Consider the following 13,707-nt stretch of genomic DNA (forward strand, 5'->3'; position numbering starts at 1 on the left):
ATCTTATTTTATCCTCACTATTAAATAACTGCACTTGCAGTTGTATTCTTTTTCTTTTTTGTCATTTGTGTATGACTTAAACGTTGTAATTCTGGCACATCAAGAATTAAAGCAACACTGCCATCACCCATAATTGTTGCCGCAGAAATACCCGGAACTTTTCGGTAATTACTTTCTATATTTTTAACCACAACCTGATGCTGGCCAACTAATTTATCAACTAATAATGCATAGCGACGTCCTGCGCTTTGTACTATTACGGCAATAGCTTGCGTAATATCAGTTTGAGCACCTTCAATATTAAAAGTACGATGTAGTTCAATAAGCGGTAAGTATTCACCCCTTACTTGCAATAATTTTTCATCACCCGCAAGTGGATAAATATCATCCTCTTCAGGTTGTAACGAGCTGACAACCGTGCCCAGTGGTAAAATAAAGACTTCATCCTGAACTTTTACAGACATACCATCTAAAATGGCTAACGTCAGCGGAAGTAAAATACGAATACGTGTCCCTTTGCCAACTTCAAAACTAATTTGAATTTGACCGCCCATTTCTTGGATATTTCGTTTTACAACGTCCATACCCACACCACGGCCAGACACATCAGTAACGACTTCGGCGGTAGAAAAACCAGGTGCAAAAATCAGCATTGCAACGTCTTCATTACTCATGTTTTCTGAAACAGAAAGCCCTGAAGACATCGCTTTTTTCAAAATACGTTCGCGATTTAACCCAGCACCATCATCAGTCACTTCAATACAAATATTGCCACCTTGATGTTCTGCTGACAGAGTTAACTGCCCCGCTTCAGGTTTACCAGCTGCAACACGATCTGCTGGCATTTCAATACCATGATCTAAGCTATTGCGTACTAAATGAGTCAGTGGATCAATAATTTTTTCAATCAAACTTTTATCGAGTTCAGTTGAGCTACCAATCATATTTAGCTCAACTTTTTTATTCATTTTACCCGCTACATCGCGTACAACTCGGGGGAAACGACTAAAAACATATTCCATCGGCATCATACGAATCGACATAACCGATTCTTGTAAATCTCTAGAATTACGCTGTAATTGAGCAATACAACTTAGTAGATCGCTGTAAATAGATGGCTCAAGCGTATCACTATGTTGCGCCAACATAGATTGTGTAATAACCAGCTCACCAACTAAGTTGATTAACTGATCCACTTTTTCTACCGCAACTCGAATACTGGTAGATTCTGTTTTCGGTGTCGCAGCAGCTGTCGGTCTTCTTGCGGGAGCAGATGGTGTAGCGGCAGGTGCTGGGCTAGTAGGCTCTTTTATTTCAGGTGTTGGAGATTGTGCAACCTCTGCTAAATCAGCACTTTTTTCTTTTACACTATCCGCAGCAGCAATTTCATTAGCTTCTTTTTTTACTTCAGAGGCTTCTTGATGATTATTGCTCGTGTTCTCTTGCGATGCTGATTTACCAAATGAGATCTGTTCTGGCTCAATGACGAAACAAAGAACAGCACTAATATCTTCTTCTGTCGCTGTTGTTTTTAATATTGCTTCAAGGCCATGATGCTGTTTTTCAGCTTGGCTGACTTCACCAAGATGTTTTAATTCATCTAGCATTAAATCAATATCTGTCTCTTTAAGGTCAGATAAAATAATGTGATGGTAAAAGTGACCATCCGCTGCGCGTTGAGATTTAGTCTCAACTTCTTCAGTTTGTACATTATCAACTTCTGATGATTGAGCAGAACTGTTAAGAGGTGGGGCATCTACGGCTGAAGATGTTGCCTCAGCGACCACTTCTACTGTCGGTGCTGATTGTTCATCTTTTACATCGAGAGCCAACTGACGCAACTTCTCACAAATATAGTTAAATGTTTCCTCATCCGGTTCTTGTGAGTTTTTATGTGCATCCAATTGCTGTTGCATAATATCTTTCGCTTCCAGAAACAGGTTAATAATGTCGTCGGTGAGCGCCATCTCATGGCGTCTTGCACTGTCGAGCAAGTTTTCAAGCACATGAGTGGTCTGCTGAAGTTTAACGAAGCCAAATGTTGCGGCCCCTCCTTTTATGGAGTGCGCACTGCGGAAAATAGCATTCATCTGTTCTTGATCCGGGTTTTGCGGATCAAGTAATAGAAGATGCTGCTCCATATCAGCTAACAACTCATCTGCTTCATCAAAAAATGTTTGATAAAACTCAGTAATATCCATCGTTACTCATTCACCTTTACGCGATTACTAACAATTAAGAGCTTGCACCCTGTCTTGTCGTAATATTTGTCGATTGTGATGGCAAACTTTCCCCAGAAACTCCTGTTTCAACATTTTCCTTTTTTGATTCGGGAAGCTCAGATGCGGAAGACACAGACGGTTGTGTCTGTGTGTTTCCTGCTTTTTCTTGTGGGGTTTCTTGCCCTGAAAGTAGAGGCTCAACTTCTGATGCCTCTTTTACTGTCGGTGCAACCCGCTCATTCTCATGTATAATTTTTTGTTCTGCCTGCTTAGTTAACACAATGATTGTTATCCGTCGGTTTGCAGGAGCAAAACCATCCTCTTTGACTAAATGAACTGTTGATGCCATTCCAACAACTCGTAAAATTTTCCATTCGTTTAGACCTGCACCAATAAGTTCTCGGCGAGAGGCATTTGCACGATCTGTCGATAATTCCCAGTTGCTGTATTTCATTGCACCACTGGCATAAGGAATATCATCGGTATGACCTGATAGACTTATTTTATAAGGCGTATCATTAAGAATGGGTGCAATAGCAGTTAGAATATCCTTCATATAAGGCGCAACTATGGCACTGCCCACCCTAAACATTGGGCGGCTTTCTTTATCAATAATCTGAATACGTAATCCTTCATCCATCATATCGATCAGCAAATGTGGTTTAAGATCTTTTAAGCGAGGATCATTTAAAATGACTTGCTCTAAATTATCTTTTAAACGACGAAACTGTTGTTTTTCATTGAGCTGTTTATCTTCCTGCCCTTTTGGCAAAATATCACCTTCATTGTAGACAGGATCACGACCACCACCAGGAATAGGATTTGTTGCATCTCCACTAAAGCGCCCTTTTTCAATAGCGACTTTTAGTGGTGTACGAAAATATTCTGCTACACGCGTTAATTCTTGTGGGCTGGCGATAGAAAGCAGCCACATCACCAGAAAGAAAGCCATCATTGCAGTCATAAAGTCAGCATAAGCTATCTTCCATGAGCCGCCATGAGTGTTATGCTGTTTTCTCCCTCGCTTTTTAACCCTGATTATCTGTGAATTACTCTTCATAGTTACTCTTCTTTCATTGCATCAGGATTTGCCTGCATCGGTGTCCGTACCTGACGTACATGTTCTTCCAATTCAATAAATGAAGGTCTGTCTGCCAGAAAGAGGGTTTTACGCCCAAACTCAACTGCTATCTGTGGTGCATATCCATTCATGCTAGATAACAAGGTTGTTTTGATACACTCCATCATTTTCATTTGTTGACTAGAGCGTTGTCTGATCCGTGATGCTAACGGAGAAATAAATCCGTAAGCTAATAAAATACCTAGAAAAGTACCCACCATCGCGTGACCAATTAGCGCACCCATTTCACCAGCGGGTCTATCTGCTGCACCTAAAGCATTTACAACCCCCATTACCGCAGCAACAATACCAAATGCGGGTAATGAATCGCCCATGGTTGATAAGCCAGAAGCAGGAACTTCACTCTCTTCTTCGAAAGTGGAAATTTCTTCATCCATCAACGATTCGATTTCATAAGGGTTCATATTCCCAGTAACCATTAAGCGCATATAGTCGGTAATAAAATTGAGAATATAGGCATCTTTCATGATGCGAGGATACTGCGAAAAAATATCACTTTGTTGCGGATTTTCGATATCTCTCTCTAGCGCTAACATGCCGTTTTGGCGTGCTTTGGACAATAAACGAAACATGAGTGCCATTAAATCCATATACATCGCTTTATTGTAGTTTGTGCTACGCAGTAACTTAGGTAAGATTTTTACCGTCGATACGATAGCGCGACCATTGTTACCTACAATAAAAGCACCGATGCCGGCACCAAAAATGATTAAAAACTCTGCGGGTTGATATAATGCGCCTAAACTTCCTCCGACGAGGGTATACCCTCCGAGGACAGCACAAGTAACCACGATATATCCTAAGAGTACTAACACGCGATATCCCTTTAGCTAATTTCGTTATAGAGAGAATGGCGAACATAGCAGCAAGAGATAGGAGGGGATGAAGAAGCGGTTCAGGTTATAGAAAAGTTGACTCTATAACCTGGTATTTAACTTTCAATCTCGAATCACATTGCAAACTGTTCAAGACCATCCAACAGTTGTAAGTTAATATCGGCAGGATTGGCGGAAAGTTTACGTTTTTTTATTGCGCGAGAAGGTGGCTGGCACAGACTACAAACATAATTGCTGGCTGGCTGATGTGCGTGTGTAATAAATGAACCATTACATCTGGTACAAACTGAAAGTTGCAACATACCACTTTCAACAAAGCGTACTAATGTCCATGCTCTTGTTAAGGCTAAAATTGGTTCTTCGTTTTTGTCTGGTGGACATTGTTCTAGATATAGACGATATGCTTTAACGACAGCTTCAACACCAACACATCCCCCGTTTTTCAATAGAAAACGGTAGGCATTGTAGAACATTGAAGAATGGATATTTTGTTCCCATGTCATAAACCAATCCGTTGAAAAAGGTAACATTCCTTTTGGAGGGGGCTCCCTCTTAATTCTTTGTATAATTTAATTAAACGCCCCCGACTGAGCTGAGTTTCGCTTTCAAGCATTTGTAAGCGAGCACCTAAGGTGATTAATTCCATTGCTAAGCGAATATCTTTCGCCTCTCGGACTATACTTTTCTCACTCATTGCTATGCCCGTTTCTTTGTTGCAGATGTATCTTGTTCCGCTAATTGACGAAACAAATTAGAGGAAAGAAGAATACCAGTATGGATTTGCTGCAAATCATCCACTCTAGACTCTTTAGTGAGTTGTTCTATTGTTTCGCTGTCTTCAAACCGGAAATTACAGATTAGTTGGTTTGTTTCAGCCAACTTAACCAATTGAGGCAATGTCAACTCTTTTAACGCATCAGCCATAGAATCACTAATACCAAGCCGAAACATTGCTGAAGCCTTTTCTTGGTTAATTAACCTTTGCGCCAAAAGCAAATACGATAAATTTATGTCATAAATATGCTTAAGCAATTCAACCGTACTCATCTCTTTACATCCCGTCCGATTATATTGAACAAAGAGGATCTTCCTTAAAGCAAGATCCCGAGGAAATTAATATAAAAGTATATTGAATCTCCAGGCCCCATTTTATGAACATGACTCGTAGTAACACTACCTTGTATTACTTAGTTACGGTCATTTTCAAAAGTAGCGAAAAAAACATTTAAATTAAAAAGAAACTTTAAATGCTCGCCAATATAGCGCGTTAAGAATAATCCTAACGCGACAACTTTACTCCTTAACGATTAAGTTATTCAACGGATAAAGTAGTCTAATTTAAATACTATGTGAGTTACATCACAAAAAGATAATCATTATTATGGAATTAGTTCATTAACTATTCAAGTGATAATGCTAATAAAACTTTGTGTAAATTAATAAGCTAATCTACCCAAATTAAAATATTAATGATAATTTTTTATTTTATACGATCTATTAAACTTATAAACTTAAAAATACAGCACAAAAATTTGACAAAACTACAATTATAGATTTTTTTGATCACAGTAACATATATTGCAATACCTCCTCCTCATCTTTGTCTAAACAGACAATCGTTATTTAATAAATATTTCTATAGATATTATTTTTTCACTGTTTACTTAAACCCTTAGAAATGATCACTTTTTATTTACAATTTGAGCAAAAAACACCCACATCTAATTATTTCTGGTTATCTCATTTTCTAGACACTTTTATACCTGTAAAATAACATTATTTTTCAATATGATAGATTCATATTAAATTCAGTTAGTAGTATAAGTCACATAAAATTAAATTCTTAGTTATGCATCTTACACCGCTAATCATTGAATATTTATTATCATCTCATTAAGGTTTCATTATGAAATAAAGTAATTTATCTAATTTATTTAAGTGACAATTTAACACGAAAATTACAGGACTCTTAATTCGAGTTTTATCGAACATAAATTAAGCATTGGAAAAAAATATCATCATATAAATAAGATTTATTAATGAATCACTGTCTATTTTATAATCACATCATGTTTTTAATTTTGATAACATCATTATTATTCTCAATAAAAATATCTAATTTAAATAAAAGTATAAAACTAGTTCTTTATTATTTTAATTAACAAAAAACATCTTAAATATATAATATTTGGCTTAAGTTAAATATAAACAAAAAATAAATAATTTATAAATTTCAGTCAAAACACCATTACAATAATAAATAAAATCATAATTAATAAAATATAATAACTTTATTAATAAAAAAACATAGCTTTATAACATAAGAATAAAAATTATTAAGTAGAATGTAAAAATAATAAAAATCTATAAAAATAATCTTTATTATTTTTATTAACTAATCACTTTATCTATAGAAGTAAAAAAGAAATATGAAATAATCATTCCAATTAAACAGAAAAAAATTTAAAGATATCTATTCTAACGCGATTAATTTACACCATATTAAAATGGAATATGTGCTTTTTTATTAAGATATCACCAGCTTAATGAGTATCAAAAAATAATTTTTGCTAAAATAAGTTACACCAAGCAGGAGTTTACATCTGTATAATTAAACTTTGTCAAAGTAAACCAAAAAGAAAACAATTTGATCAAAATAACACCTTATTGACCATTCTAATAGCAACTAGGATGAATTATAAAAAATTTGAGTTATCATTATAAAGGATAAGGTCAAAAAAACAGCAATTTTTGACCTCTTGTCTATAAGCCTTCTAAATGCGCCACAAGCAACCTTTAACTATCAGCCTTGATTACCACATCTTAATGTGTTTCACAGTACTTTTTGTGCCTATGCTAGCAAGTCTTCTAATTGACGAAGAATGTGCCCAAATTTTGATAAATAAGGTATTACTATATTAGGAAGTGAATCAGCCTTAAAGCCTCAAATATATATCTTCATATTTTTTTCTTTTACACCATTATCATATAAGTCAATCACTCCTTAAATGAGTAATATAGTGGTTATAATTAATGTTAATTACAATAAAGCCCTTGATAGCGGTGATTTTTAACATTTATACATCCTTTATTTCATTACTATAGTCATCAATAATTCATACCATGAATTTAGTCACAATTTGACACCTTGATTTTTGTAAAGTAGCTAATTTACAAAATATTGTTACAGTATTTATCTATTGTAATAAATTACATCATTCATCAAGTGAATACGTCGGATGTAAAGTATCGCTTTAACTTTTATCCTTATTACTCCTTGTTTTTCAGTTTTCAATCACGCAATCACGACGATTTATTTTTATCATCGAATTCTATTTTTTTAGATTTTTTTCACGTTTTTAAGTTTATCTATTTGTGAAAATCTAAAAAAGACAATATAAGATAATAGCTATATTTATTCCCGAGATGAATGATAGCGATGCGTTTATTTCAAACTCAGATAATTCTCCTTCTGTTAAAAGAGAGAGTTATATCCTTGACAAGGATATAACTAACTAATACATGGAATTATCATTTTATAGCTAGATTGGATTGGTATAATTTTTTCAACGTCATTATAAGATTACTTATTGGTATCATTTAGTCTACAGAACGTTTACAAATCTTTTGATACTTTTTCAAAAGATTTTAGTGCACTATCGATAAGTAATGACAAACAACGTTAATTGAGTATTCATCAACTTTACTGTAGCAGGCAAAATCAGCTATTTGAGCCAGAGCTCATCCTACCAGATGAGAGTTCGATTTTATTAAATTAGAAATTTTACTTAAAAAAACAGATATTAATTAATCAAAATTAAAATCACTGCTAGATTTTTCACCAAATACATTGAAATAATTTGAGAGTATTCTTTTGTCACTGAGTTAAAACTTAGTGTTATCAACGCAACGCGCTGAAAATAAGACAAAATTCTATACTGCATTAAGTACCTTAATAACGACTTTTCCTTCTACCATAGTGATAGAGCCCCTGCTAAATGAGTGCCCACACCTGTTATTACTATTCTACTAAGCCATTTAAACAAGAAAATTTATGCTAAATTAACATAATTGTCTTCAAATCAAATCTAGCTTTATTTCGCTTTCAATCAAAAAAAGAGTCTTATCATTATTAGTATAAAACTATGCCAATAGTAGATTTAATATGATTGCTTATATCAAATGCGTCTAATTTCTATTTATCACTCTCACTTTATTTTTATATACGGATAAACCACAATACAAATATTGTACTTTTCTTGTCTTAAACAAATGCATTATTGAATACAGATAAAAATATGAAATATTTTATCTCCTCATAAATAGGTATGTTGCTCTCATTTTTAGTAGAATTATTTTCAACAAATAATAGTTACAAGAATAATAATTACGTTAATAAAATATTTTCAAGTATAATAACGAGTATATATACTTAATCAATGTCATCTTATAAACTTATTTTTAAAACTAATTACATCTTTTTAAGATCGTTTCTCTTATATTTTTTTCTAATATCCTTATTCTTTTATTTCATCTGTCTTTCCTTTTCTGGAAAAATGAGGAATAAATTAATCACTTATAGGGAAAGTTTCTATAGAATAGTAATTAAAAAAAGCCGCTTATAAGTGAATATAAGCAGCTTTATCTGATAAAAAAGCTATTTGAAATTATAGAATAATACCTAATATTTGCTACGCTGGATGTTCTGCTGCTATTTTCCAATTTATAGCGCTAACACTTTTTTCTAAACTTATTCGACAAACTATCGCTTCAATCTCTTTTTGCTCAACAGGTGTAGCCAATACTTCTGCACAAACTTCTAGCTGACTGGGCATTAATGTGTCAGCACTACTCAGTGATTGTAACCTAACATGCAGCCCATTTATTGCTTGTAAAATAAGCGTTCTGACTAAAACTTCGTCTTCTGCATCGCAAATAATACGTATTGAATATCGTTGCTCTATATCTATAGCCTGATGAGGGGGTTGTGCATTGATCCGTTGCGCAGCTTCACGTAATAGAATATTGGCGCAAAGGATCAAAAGTGTCGCCATCGTTGCCAGCGGATATAAACCTAATCCCGAAAGCACACCAATTCCCGCCGAACACCAAAGTGTGGCAGCAGTATTTAATCCACGAATATTCATTCCTTCTCGCATTATCACACCCGCACCTAGAAAACCGATGCCCGAAACAATTTGTGCAGCGATCCTACCCGGACTATCAGGAGAAGTTTCTATTGAACTTAAAATAAAAACAGCAGCACCTGTCGCAACTAACGCATTAGTTCTTAATCCCGCCATTCTTTGTCGCCATTGACGTTCTGCGCCAATTAATGATCCAAGACACATTGCAACGACTAAATTTAAAACATAAGGGGTAATAACCATGGGGATTTCCTCCATAAATTATGGCTAATATTTTGTGCATAACACAGATCTGTGCTGATAGATAAGCTATTGAAATGCCGCGCTAGATCTAGGAGGAGGAAATAATGAGAAAAAAACGTAACACATACATTCACCACTTACTTTACGAGTAATGAGGAGATGAAACTTGGGTGAGTGTATAGAAGATATTATAAAGTACACACTGCCCACCAATATTGGTAAGCAGTTTTTAGCAGAGAAAACAACTTACCGATTTTCTTGAATTAACCTACAACTTTGATTGTCCAATTTGTTTTCTCCTAACTAAAATTTGCCGAGAGTATAAGACGTTCATTTCAATATGTAAATGAACGTTACCTAAACAAATTACTTTTGCTGTATAGGGCGAACAAAAGTACCTTCATCGCCCTCTTTTTCATTAAAAAACCAGATACCTTTTGGATATTCTGGTAATGATACGAGATACATCGTACCTTCATTAAATTTTTCAATTAAGATAATTGTTCCTTGACGATCTTCAATACCATCTGTTTTTACTATCACTTGATCATTAATTTGCATTTCATCTCCTGATAAAAATTATCATTCTCTTTTTCTTTATTTTACCCATAACGAAAAAGCCTGCCACCGTTAGGTGACAGGCTTGAAGAAAATTTTTAAAAGGCTTTAAATTACAGAGCTGTTACGTTAGCAGCAGCTGGACCTTTTGCACCGTTTTCAATTGTGAATTCAACGTTCTGACCTTCAGCCAGAGTTTTGAAACCGTTACCTTGAATGGCAGAAAAGTGAACGAATACGTCTTTGCTTCCGTCTGCTGGAGTAATAAAACCAAAGCCTTTAGACTCGTTGAACCACTTAACTTGACCTTTCATTTTGTCAGACATGTGACTTTCCTATATATCAATAAAACGTTGCCTTCTCGGCATCTACTGGCCTGAAACACCTATAACTTATGGGCACACATGAAGAAAACGGTCAAAAAGCGATGCTGTTTAAAACTCATTTACTTAGAATGTCAATCATAAATCAGGTCTGTATTAAGGCCTTACTTATTAACGCATGAGACAAGGTTAATAGCAATAGTTTTATGCTCTTGAAGATTAAAAAAATGCAAATTGCACATTAAAAATACAAATCCTCCTCACTTTTTGTCACCCAACATAAACTTTATTTGATATTTTATATCTATTATTAACAACGACTAAGAATAATCCCAATAGAGTTTCAATAACAGTTAAGTGCTAAATTTAAAAAAACTGTTCTACCCGCTTATCTTGCCTCCATGATAATCTATTAACAAGAAACAAGTTTGCAACATTCATATATTAAGGTATTTACAATGAATGTATTAAAAGAAATCTTAGAGCGTGATCTAGACCGAATTAATAAAGCTGAAAAAAGAGATGGCAAACCACACTTTAATAGTCAATTTTTAAAAAATCACCTTTGGCTATGTATTAGTATGGTGCTCTCTTATATTTTACTCGCCGCATTATTAATCTATTCTCCTTATTTTGGCCTAATTTCACTCATTATTTTCACAGTGATGTTTGTCGTTATGGCGGGTGTCTTACTGTTTGATATAAAGCCTATCTATAAGTTCGAAGATATTGGCGTACTTGATTTAAGAGTATGTTACAACGGTGAATGGTATACATTTGAAAAAATTTCAGATGAAGCAGTAGATGAGATTCGCCAACATCCTGCTATTGCTCAGGAAATAAAAAACGAAATTGATGACATTATTCATAAAAAGCAAGAAATTCACTTTTATGATGTTTATCTAATGGCATTTGATCCCGCAAAAAAAACAATATCAATGTCACAACTCTCGCCTCAATCATAATCGACTCTCCGTGTTTACCAACAAAATACGGAGAATAACTTCTATTTTTTAACCGCTTTGTTGATAAAGCAACCAAACAGATTTTTTATCCACTTTTGGCGTTGACACTCTGATATATCATCGCTATGATTCGCCTCGTTCTCACGAGAACGCAATTCCTCCATAGTTCAGTTGGTAGAACGGCGGACTGTTAATCCGTATGTCACTGGTTCGAGTCCAGTTGGAGGAGCCAGATTTAGAAAAGCCCGCTTAATGCGGGCTTTTTGCTATCTATCATTTATAAAATTGTTGTCATTGTGCTTTATCACTTTCTGCACTTTCTTTTCTTCTATATAGATAAACAAAAAAAGAATGCAATAACACTGAGTTTATCGCCTCACCAACTTTTATTGGTTATTCACAATCTCATGTTCAAGATGTTTTTTATAAGCTTCGATATCTTGTTCAATTTGAGGTTGCTTAACCACATCAAAACAACCGAATGTATTCAATGCTTTCATCCCCAAAAATTGATTTGCTTTATGGAATGGAAAATAAACCATATCAATTCCCTTACCTTCAAAGAACTGATTTTCCTCTTCAAAAGACTCTAAAGGAGCATTCCACGTAACTGAAAGTAAATATTTTTTACCTTGTAATAATCCACCAGAACCATATTTTTTAGATGGATCTTTCCGTGTTCTACCATCATCAATAAACATTTTTTCGTGGCCGGCACTAAATACATCATCGATATATTTTTTTAAGATCCAAGGCCCTTCCATCCACCATGCAGGCATTTGATAAATAACAACATCAGCCCATAAATATTTTTCCACTTCAGCATCATTATCATAACCATCATCGATACGCGTCGATTTTACATTGATCTTATATGAAGATAACAGTGATGTTGCCACCTCAGTTAAATGGTCGTTTAGCTTTCCTTCTGAACCACCAAACTCTTTTGAAGCATTAACAATAAAAACATTAGTCACTATAGACTCCTTTGTTCACACAAGAATTAATGAGAATGACTCTAACGCAATTGTTCACAATAGCCTTAACTCATTTCTCCATTATTCTTGCCTAATTATCCAAAGATACAGTTCGTGACTGATTTTCTTTTAATCGTTGCACATCCTTTAAAGGCGATAAACCAAATAAACGATGATATTCTCGACTAAATTGAGAAGGACTTTCATATCCCACAATAAAAGCCGCCTCGGCAGCATCTGCTGTTTCTATTAGCATCACTCTTCGAGCTTCATTAAGTCGTAACCACTTTTGGTATTGTAATGGCGTCATCCCTATACGATTTTTAAAATGATAATGAAAAGAAGAAGTACTCATTCCCACCAATGTGGTTAAATCTTCAATTCGAATAGTTTGACGGTAATATTGTTTTATCCAATCAAGTGCATCACTTATTTGGCGACAAGATGTACTTTGCGAAGCGAGTAATTGCTGGCGAGCGCCTTGTGTTGATCTCAATAAATAATAGAGGATCTCTTTTTGAATAAGTGGGGCAATAAAAGGTGCATCTTCAGGTGCATCCATTAATTTAATCAACCTTGTCACGGCTTGTAAAATAGGCGTGGTAACATGAACAACTTGCTGAGCTTGCTGTTGGTGATTTTCTTCCATCAATTGAAATTTATTTTCCGCAAGTAATTCTGGTAACAAGAGAGATCTAACCTAATAAGCACGGCTAAAAATGGTTCTTCTTCTGATGCTTCACACACACTGGCAAAAGTTGGGATATCTGACGAGGTCAGCAGCATATTCATAGGATGATAACAATGTGTAGCTTGTCCGATAGTTACCCGTTTTCTCCCTTGTGCTGCTATGGCCAAACTTGGTTCATACATCCATCCTTCAGGTTCTGTTATCTTGGTATAGCGACATAACGCTAAATTCGAAACAGCGGTATCCCACCCCCCCTCACTTCCCTGAGTATGTTTAATCAGCGTTTTTTTAAACTGTTCAAACTCAGCTAAAATAGGTGTCGATAATTGTTTTATATCCATAAAAGCACCAAAATATTCAATATGTTTAAACACCGCCGTAATTGTATAACTTAATTGAGTAAAAAATTCTCTTTTTAACATCATCATTCTCGTTTCTTTTTATATACGCTCTGCTTTTAGCAAAAAATCAAAACCATCAAAAAAGAGATATAGATAACTATCTATTTTTTATACTTTTTTGCTAAAAAAGAAACAAAATGATGCACTCTTGAGCGAACAGTCATTTTTTTCGTTTTTTTACTTTACAAGGTGATAGAGGATAG

At 34.7% G+C, this 13,707-nt stretch carries 10 protein-coding genes, 1 tRNA gene and 2 pseudogenes; 2 read left to right on the forward strand and 11 right to left on the reverse strand.

The window, feature by feature from the left end:
- Positions 1 to 20: 20 nt before the first annotated feature.
- From cheA to cspE, 8 genes and pseudogenes are all read right to left on the reverse strand, one after another.
- On the reverse strand, positions 21 to 2,201 hold the full coding sequence (cheA, locus tag PH4a_RS18025) for a chemotaxis protein CheA (protein WP_129036833.1): 2,181 nt from the start codon (positions 2,199 to 2,201) through the stop codon (positions 21 to 23).
- A 34-nt stretch (positions 2,202 to 2,235) separates the two neighbouring features.
- Entirely contained in the window at positions 2,236 to 3,282 is a 1,047-nt protein-coding gene (gene motB, locus PH4a_RS18030) for a flagellar motor protein MotB (RefSeq protein ID WP_129036835.1), read from the reverse strand.
- A gap of 2 nt (positions 3,283 to 3,284) precedes the next feature.
- Positions 3,285 to 4,178 carry a flagellar motor stator protein MotA gene (motA, locus tag PH4a_RS18035; RefSeq protein ID WP_129036837.1) on the reverse strand — a complete coding sequence of 298 codons (894 nt, stop codon included), beginning with the start codon at positions 4,176 to 4,178 and terminating at the stop codon, positions 3,285 to 3,287.
- Positions 4,179 to 4,312: 134 nt separating this feature from the next.
- Positions 4,313 to 4,893: pseudogene (flhC, locus tag PH4a_RS18040) on the reverse strand (flagellar transcriptional regulator FlhC).
- A gap of 2 nt (positions 4,894 to 4,895) precedes the next feature.
- On the reverse strand, positions 4,896 to 5,246 hold the full coding sequence (gene flhD / locus PH4a_RS18045) for a flagellar transcriptional regulator FlhD (RefSeq protein ID WP_064720395.1): 351 nt from the start codon (positions 5,244 to 5,246) through the stop codon (positions 4,896 to 4,898).
- Between the two features lie 3,644 nt (positions 5,247 to 8,890).
- Positions 8,891 to 9,589, reverse strand: a complete 699-nt coding sequence (locus PH4a_RS18050; protein WP_129036839.1) for an MgtC family protein — start codon at positions 9,587 to 9,589, stop codon at positions 8,891 to 8,893.
- Positions 9,590 to 9,955: 366 nt separating this feature from the next.
- On the reverse strand, positions 9,956 to 10,150 hold the full coding sequence (gene dsrB, locus PH4a_RS18055; RefSeq protein WP_064720397.1) for a protein DsrB: 195 nt from the start codon (positions 10,148 to 10,150) through the stop codon (positions 9,956 to 9,958).
- 110 nt (positions 10,151 to 10,260) lie between these two features.
- Entirely contained in the window at positions 10,261 to 10,473 is a 213-nt protein-coding gene (gene cspE / locus PH4a_RS18060) for a transcription antiterminator/RNA stability regulator CspE (protein ID WP_004243573.1), read from the reverse strand.
- A gap of 455 nt (positions 10,474 to 10,928) precedes the next feature.
- Between cspE and PH4a_RS18065 the strand changes: the two genes are divergently transcribed.
- Entirely contained in the window at positions 10,929 to 11,435 is a 507-nt protein-coding gene (locus PH4a_RS18065) for a YlaC family protein (protein ID WP_129036841.1), read from the forward strand.
- A gap of 156 nt (positions 11,436 to 11,591) precedes the next feature.
- A tRNA-Asn gene (locus tag PH4a_RS18070) sits at positions 11,592 to 11,667 on the forward strand.
- 154 nt (positions 11,668 to 11,821) lie between these two features.
- Here the strand turns inward: PH4a_RS18070 and PH4a_RS18075 are convergent.
- The 3 genes and pseudogenes from PH4a_RS18075 to PH4a_RS18085 form a co-directional block, all read right to left on the reverse strand.
- Positions 11,822 to 12,412 carry an NAD(P)H-dependent oxidoreductase gene (locus PH4a_RS18075; RefSeq protein WP_129036843.1) on the reverse strand — a complete coding sequence of 197 codons (591 nt, stop codon included), beginning with the start codon at positions 12,410 to 12,412 and terminating at the stop codon, positions 11,822 to 11,824.
- 91 nt (positions 12,413 to 12,503) lie between these two features.
- A complete protein-coding gene (locus PH4a_RS18515) occupies positions 12,504 to 12,767 on the reverse strand; it encodes a helix-turn-helix domain-containing protein (protein WP_425273739.1) in 264 nt (87 codons plus the stop codon).
- Between the two features lie 177 nt (positions 12,768 to 12,944).
- A pseudogene (locus tag PH4a_RS18085) lies at positions 12,945 to 13,531 on the reverse strand (AraC family transcriptional regulator); the annotation flags it as partial.
- Between the last annotated feature and the right edge of the window lie 176 nt (positions 13,532 to 13,707).

It is taken from the genome of Proteus hauseri, assembly GCF_004116975.1.
Lineage (GTDB): Bacteria > Pseudomonadota > Gammaproteobacteria > Enterobacterales > Enterobacteriaceae > Proteus > Proteus hauseri.

Bases quoted from the DNA above. Each gene is read 5' to 3' on its own strand.
- dsrB (WP_064720397.1), bottom strand. From the start codon at position 10,150: ATGCAAATTAATGATCAAGTGATAGTAAAAACAGATGGTATTGAAGAT.
- motB (WP_129036835.1), bottom strand. From the start codon at position 3,282: ATGAAGAGTAATTCACAGATAATCAGGGTTAAAAAGCGAGGGAGAAAA.
- flhD (WP_064720395.1), bottom strand. From the start codon at position 5,246: ATGAGTACGGTTGAATTGCTTAAGCATATTTATGACATAAATTTATCG.
- PH4a_RS18515 (WP_425273739.1), bottom strand. From the start codon at position 12,767: ATGAGTACTTCTTCTTTTCATTATCATTTTAAAAATCGTATAGGGATG.
- PH4a_RS18050 (WP_129036839.1), bottom strand. From the start codon at position 9,589: ATGGTTATTACCCCTTATGTTTTAAATTTAGTCGTTGCAATGTGTCTT.
- PH4a_RS18065 (WP_129036841.1), top strand. From the start codon at position 10,929: ATGAATGTATTAAAAGAAATCTTAGAGCGTGATCTAGACCGAATTAAT.
- cspE (WP_004243573.1), bottom strand. From the start codon at position 10,473: ATGTCTGACAAAATGAAAGGTCAAGTTAAGTGGTTCAACGAGTCTAAA.
- cheA (WP_129036833.1), bottom strand. From the start codon at position 2,201: ATGGATATTACTGAGTTTTATCAAACATTTTTTGATGAAGCAGATGAG.